We start from the raw sequence: 5,471 nt of genomic DNA, 5'->3' as shown, positions 1-5,471 counted from the left end.
TCTCGGGGGCCGCGTTGTAGTTCGGGAAGAAGTGTCTGTCGTCCTCCATCGGCGTCAGGKTSATSGCCTTGATGCGGCCGTCGGTGGTGAACACCTCGCCGTAGACGCACTTCCCCTTGGACGCCTGCGTGTAGATGATCCCGGTGTCCATCTTGGTGATGCTGGAGGAGGGGATCTTCATCCCGTACTCCTTCTGCATGCCCGGCAGGCCGTCCTCGCGCGAGGAGAACTCGCTCTCCACGCAGAGCGTGGCCGCCCCCGGGTCCTTCTTCGACAGCGCCGTCACGTCCGAAAGCGTCCTCGTCCCGTACTTCGCCCGGTTCGCCTGGTTCATCGCCAGGGCGTAGGTGTTGTTGAGGGTCGCCGGGTCCAGCCAGGTCACGCCGTTCTTCAGGTCCGCGTCCCGTACCGCCCGCCACTGCTTCTCCGGGTCCGTGATCGGGTCGGTGTTGCCCTGGTACGTAATCCAGGCCGTGCCCGTGTACTCGTACATGGCGTCCGCGTCCCCGCTCTTCACCGCCTCGCGCGCGCCGATCGAGCCCTGGATGCCCGTACGGTCGAGCACGTCCGCGCCCGCCGCCTCGAAGGCGATGCCCATGATCGCGCCGAGGATGAGCTGCTCGGTGAACTCCTTGGACGTGACCGTGAGATCGGCGCCCTTCAGGGGCTGTCCCTTGCCGACGGAGCCGGGACCCACGTCGTCCACCATCGGGCTGCCGCTGGTGAGCCCGCAGCTCACGAGCAGCGCGCCCGCCACCACGGCGAGCGCCGCCGTCCGCGTCGTGACCCTCATGAGCGCACCTCCAGACCGCGCGGGCGCAGGAACAGTTCGGCCAGGGACGCCAGCCAGTCGACCAGGAGCGCCAGCGCGATCGTCAGGATCGAGCCGAGCATCAGGACCGGCATCCGCTGGTTCGTCATCCCGGTGGTGATCAGGTCGCCGAGGCCGCCGCCCCCGCCGAAGGTGGCGAGCGTGGCCGTGCCCACGTTCAGGACGAGCGCCGTCCGTACGCCCGCGAGGATCAGCGGGACGGCCAGCGGCAGTTCGACCCGGGTCAGGACGCCCAGCGGCGACATGCCGATGCCCCGGGCGGCCTCAAGGAGCGTGGGGTCGTTGGCCTTCAGGCCCGCGATGGTGTTGGACAGGACCGGCAGCACCGCGTAGATGATGATGCCGATCAGGGCCGCCTTCTCGCCGATGCCGATCCAGATGACGAGCAGGGCCAGCAGGCCGATCGCCGGGGTCGCCTGGCCGATGTTGGCCAGGGCCATCGCCACCGGGGCGGCCTTCCGCAGCTTCGCGCGGGTCAGCAGGATGCCGAGCGGAATGGCGATGATCAGCACGAAGAACGTGGAGATGACGGTGAGCTGGATGTGCTGGCGCAGGCGGAGCCAGACATTGCCGTCGGCCAGCGCGTTCCGCGAGATCGAGTCCAGGTCCGCCTGCTGGAACCAGATCCAGGTCAGCAGCAGGACCACGGCCAGTACCGCGGGCAGGAACACGAGTTTCTGCCAGGTGACCCTGCGGGGCTGCGGCGGCGCCGCGGGCGGGGGCGGGGCCTCCTGCTCGCCCTCGCCGATGTCGCGGAACGCCAGGCCCCTGACCTCGTGCTCGCCCTCGGGCCGGGGTGCGTGCGGCCTCATGCCTTCGACTCCCCCGCGCCGCCCTCCTGGGCCTGGTGCGTCACCTGCACCCGCTGCTCCTCCAGCTCGTGCTGGTGCTCCATCGCGTCGAGGCGGTCGGCCTCCAGCATCTCGTGCACGGAGTTCATCAGCGTCTCCATGTCGACGACGCCCGTGTACTCGCCGCGCCGCCCGGTCACCACGACCCGCCCCGCGTTGTCCGTGAGGACCGCCTCCAGGGCGTCGCGCAGCGTGGCGTCACGGGTCACCGTGTCGTGCACGAGGGTGCCCGCGCGGGCCAGCGAACCCTTGGCGCGCATCAGGTCGCCGCGCCGCAGCCACTTGTAGGGGCGGCCCCGCTTGTCGAGCAGGAGCAGCTCGTTGGTGCCGCCCGCGCGCAGCTTGTCGAAGATGTCCTGGAGCGGGTCGTCGACGGTCACCGTCGGGATCTCGGCGATCTCCACATCGCGTACGCGGGTCAGGTTCAGCCGCTTGAGCGCCGCGCCCGCGCCGACGAAACCGGAGACGAAGTCGTCCGCGGGATTGGTGAGGATCGCCTCCGGGGTGTCGAACTGCGCGATGTGCGAGCGCTCGCGCAGGACGGCGATGCGGTCGCCCAGCTTGATCGCCTCGTCGAAGTCGTGCGTGACGAAGACGATGGTCTTGTGCAGCTCACGCTGGAGGCGGATCAGCTCGTCCTGGAGGTGGTCGCGGGTGATCGGGTCGACGGCGCCGAACGGCTCGTCCATCAGGAGCACCGGCGGATCGGCCGCCAGCGCCCGCGCCACGCCCACGCGCTGCTGCTGGCCGCCGGAGAGCTGGCGCGGGTAGCGCCCGTGGAACTCGCCCGGGTCGAGCCCGACCAGGTCGAGCATCTCCTCCACCCGCTCCCTGACCCGGGTCTTGCCCCAGCCGATCATCTTCGGCACCAGCGCGATGTTCTGCGCGACGGTCATGTGCGGGAAGAGGCCGGACGACTGGATCGCGTACCCGACCTTGCGGCGCAGCTTCACCGGGTCGATGTCGGTGACGTCCTCGCCGTTGATGCGGATGCGCCCGCCGGTCGGCTCGATCAGGCGGTTGATCATCTTCAGTGTCGTCGACTTGCCGCAGCCCGAGGGGCCCACGAAGATGACCGTCTCGCCCGCCTTGATCTCCATGGTGACGCTGTCCACGGCCGGTTCGGCGCTGCCGGGGTAGCGCTTGGTGAGGTTCTCCAGCTCGATCGTGGCCCCGGAGGCCGCGGAGGAGACAGCGGCGGCCGAAGCGGCGGTGTCGTGCGCCGTGGCGCCCGTGGCCGTCGCGCCGGTGCCGGTGGTCTCGGACGTCTCAGACACGGATACCCCTCGGGATCGTCAGCCGGCCGATCAGGACGTACGCGGCGTCGAAGAGCAGCGCCAGGATGACGATCCCGAGCGTGCCCGCGAGCACCTGGTTGAGCGCGTTCTTGCTGCCGAGCGAGCCGATGCCGCGGAAGATCTCGTTGCCGAGACCGGGCCCGGACGCGTAGGCGGCGATGGCCGCGATGCCCATCAGCATCTGCGTGGAGACCCGGATGCCGGTCAGGATCGGCGGCCAGGCGATCGGCAGCTCCACCCGGAAGAGCCGGGCGATCCTGGACATCCCGATGCCCTTCGCCGCGTCGACGAGGGTCGGGTCGACGCCCCGGAGGCCGACGATGGCGTTGCGCACGATCGGCAGCAGCCCGTAGAGCGTGAGCGCGATGACGGTCGGCGCCACGCCCAGGCCCACGACGGGGATCAGCAGGCCGATCATGGCGAGCGAGGGGACGGTGAGGATGGTGGAGGTGGTGGTCGTGGCGAGGTTGCCCGCCCACTCGCTGCGGTAGGTGACGACGCCGATCACCACACCGATGACGGTCGCCACCACCATGCACTGGAAGACGGCGCTGGCGTGCTGGTACGCGTCCGTCAGAAGTTGCTGGTGGCGGTTGCCGAGGTACTCCCAGAAGTTCACTGAAGCGCTCACCTCGTCGTTTCAGGGGGTCTTCGCCGGCTCAGGGGTCCACGGAGGCCTGCTCCACCAGCGGGATGATCCGCAGCGGAACGGGGTTCTCCATGACGATCGCCGTGGAGGCCCGGACGATGCCATCAAAACCCACCACCCGGTCGATCACACGTTGGAGATCGGCGTTGGACCGGGCCACGAGACGGCAGAGCATGTCACCGTGGCCCGTGATGGTGTGCAGTTCCAGGACCTCGGCGACCCCCGCCAAATGGGCGCGTACGTCCGCGCCCTGGCCCTGTTTGATCTCCAGCGTCGCGAAGGCCGTGACCGGATAGCCGAGCGCCGCGGGATCGACCTCGGGGCCGAAGCCCCGGATGACTCCATTGGACTGAAGCCGGTCCATGCGCGCCTGCACGGTGCCGCGCGCGACCCCGAGCCTGCGCGAGGCCTCCAGGACCCCGATACGGGGCTCGCGCGCGAGCAGCACGATGAGCCTGCCGTCCAGATGATCGATCGCCATACGGCCTCCACGGTGGTCATCATGTACAGATAGCCCCGCCATCATGGCCAGGCACTGGGCAGATTGACCACTGAAAACGCGAACTATTGCGCACCTTGTGGATCGGCGGGAGCCTCAGGCCATGACTGAGACCACCACACACACCCCCGTGACCGCGCGCGAGGCCGATCCCTTCCCGGTCAAGGGAATGGACGCGGTCGTCTTCGCCGTGGGCAACGCCAAGCAGGCCGCGCACTACTACTCCACGGCCTTCGGCATGAAGCTCGTCGCCTACTCCGGACCGGAGAACGGCAGCCGGGAGACCGCCAGTTACGTGCTCACGAACGGCGGCGCCCGCTTCGTCTTCACCTCTGTCATCAAGGCCTCCAGCGACTGGGGTCACTTCCTCGCCTCCCACGTGGCCGAGCACGGCGACGGCGTCGTCGACCTCGCCATCGAGGTCCCGGACGTGCGCGCCGCCTACGCCTATGCCGTCGAGCACGGTGCGCGCGGGATCACCGAGCCGTACGAGGAGAAGGACGACAACGGCACGGTGGTGCTGGCCGCCATCGCCACCTACGGCAAGACCCGGCACACGCTGGTGCAGCGCACCGACTACGACGGTCCATATCTGCCCGGTTTCGTGTCCGCGAAGCCGATCGTCGAGCCGCCGGCCAAGCGGACCTTCCAGGCGATCGACCACTGCGTCGGCAATGTCGAGCTCGGCAGGATGAACGAGTGGGTCGGCTTCTACAACAAGGTCATGGGCTTCACGAACATGAAGGAGTTCGTGGGCGACGACATCGCGACCGAGTACAGCGCGCTGATGTCGAAGGTGGTGGCCGACGGGACGCTCAAGGTCAAGTTCCCCATCAACGAGCCCGCCATCGCCAAGAAGAAGTCGCAGATCGACGAGTACCTGGAGTTCTACGGCGGTGCGGGCGTCCAGCACATCGCGCTCGCCACGAACGACATCGTGGAGTCCGTACGCACGATGCGCGCGGCCGGTGTCCAGTTCCTCGACACCCCCGACTCGTACTACGACACGCTCGGCGAGTGGGCCGGTGAGACCCGCGTGCCCGTGGAGACCCTGCGCGAGCTGAAGATCCTCGTCGACCGCGACGAGGACGGCTACCTGCTCCAGATCTTCACCAAGCCGGTCCAGGACCGGCCGACCGTCTTCTTCGAGATGATCGAGCGGCACGGCTCGATGGGCTTCGGCAAGGGCAACTTCAAGGCGCTCTTCGAAGCCATCGAGCGCGAGCAGGAGAAGCGCGGCAACCTCTAGGCCTCAGGCCTCAGGCCTCAGGCCTCAGGCCTCAGGCCGAGCCGTCGGAGGCCGCACGGTGCTTCGACGGCTTCGGCCTCGGCTTCGGCATGG

6 protein-coding genes are annotated in these 5,471 nt (G+C 68.7%); 1 reads left to right on the top strand and 5 read right to left on the bottom strand.

The genetic code is table 11. The annotated features are described in order from the left end of the window. From AB8Z36_RS28080 to AB8Z36_RS28060, 5 genes are all read right to left on the bottom strand, one after another. On the bottom strand, positions 1–793 hold a 793-nt coding region (locus AB8Z36_RS28080), incomplete at its 3' end, for a glycine betaine ABC transporter substrate-binding protein (RefSeq protein WP_369216178.1). Continuing rightward, the gene (locus AB8Z36_RS28075) at positions 790–1,644 is read right to left on the bottom strand and encodes an ABC transporter permease (protein ID WP_369216177.1); all 855 of its coding nucleotides are present in this window, start codon (positions 1,642–1,644) and stop codon (positions 790–792) included. The genes AB8Z36_RS28075 and AB8Z36_RS28080, both read right to left, overlap by 4 nt. Then, positions 1,641–2,849 carry a betaine/proline/choline family ABC transporter ATP-binding protein gene (locus AB8Z36_RS28070; protein WP_369216180.1) on the bottom strand — a complete coding sequence of 403 codons (1,209 nt, stop codon included), beginning with the start codon at positions 2,847–2,849 and terminating at the stop codon, positions 1,641–1,643. The genes AB8Z36_RS28075 and AB8Z36_RS28070 overlap by 4 nt, the downstream gene beginning before the upstream one ends. 103 nt (positions 2,850–2,952) lie before the next feature. Next, positions 2,953–3,600 carry an ABC transporter permease gene (locus AB8Z36_RS28065; protein ID WP_369216179.1) on the bottom strand — a complete coding sequence of 216 codons (648 nt, stop codon included), beginning with the start codon at positions 3,598–3,600 and terminating at the stop codon, positions 2,953–2,955. A gap of 40 nt (positions 3,601–3,640) precedes the next feature. Further along, positions 3,641–4,111: an Lrp/AsnC family transcriptional regulator gene (locus tag AB8Z36_RS28060; protein WP_369216176.1), complete on the bottom strand. Its 471-nt coding sequence runs from the start codon at positions 4,109–4,111 to the stop codon at positions 3,641–3,643. Positions 4,112–4,232: 121 nt separating this feature from the next. Here AB8Z36_RS28060 and hppD point away from each other — a divergent pair, with 121 nt between their 5' ends. Next, positions 4,233–5,378, top strand: coding sequence for a 4-hydroxyphenylpyruvate dioxygenase (hppD, locus tag AB8Z36_RS28055; protein ID WP_369216175.1), 1,146 nt, complete (start codon positions 4,233–4,235; stop codon positions 5,376–5,378). Positions 5,379–5,471: the final 93 nt, after the last annotated feature.

The sequence above is a fragment of the Streptomyces flavofungini genome (assembly GCF_041028215.1).
In the GTDB taxonomy this organism is placed as follows: domain Bacteria; phylum Actinomycetota; class Actinomycetes; order Streptomycetales; family Streptomycetaceae; genus Streptomyces; species Streptomyces flavofungini_B.
Note: the sequence above shows the minus strand (reverse complement) of the source record. Positions and strands in the feature narration are given on the sequence as shown.

Excerpts from the sequence above, each read along its gene's own strand:
- AB8Z36_RS28075 (WP_369216177.1), bottom strand. The coding sequence starts at position 1,644 with ATGAGGCCGCACGCACCCCGGCCCGAGGGCGAGCACGAGGTCAGGGGC.
- AB8Z36_RS28060 (WP_369216176.1), bottom strand. The coding sequence starts at position 4,111 with ATGGCGATCGATCATCTGGACGGCAGGCTCATCGTGCTGCTCGCGCGC.
- hppD (WP_369216175.1), top strand. The coding sequence starts at position 4,233 with ATGACTGAGACCACCACACACACCCCCGTGACCGCGCGCGAGGCCGAT.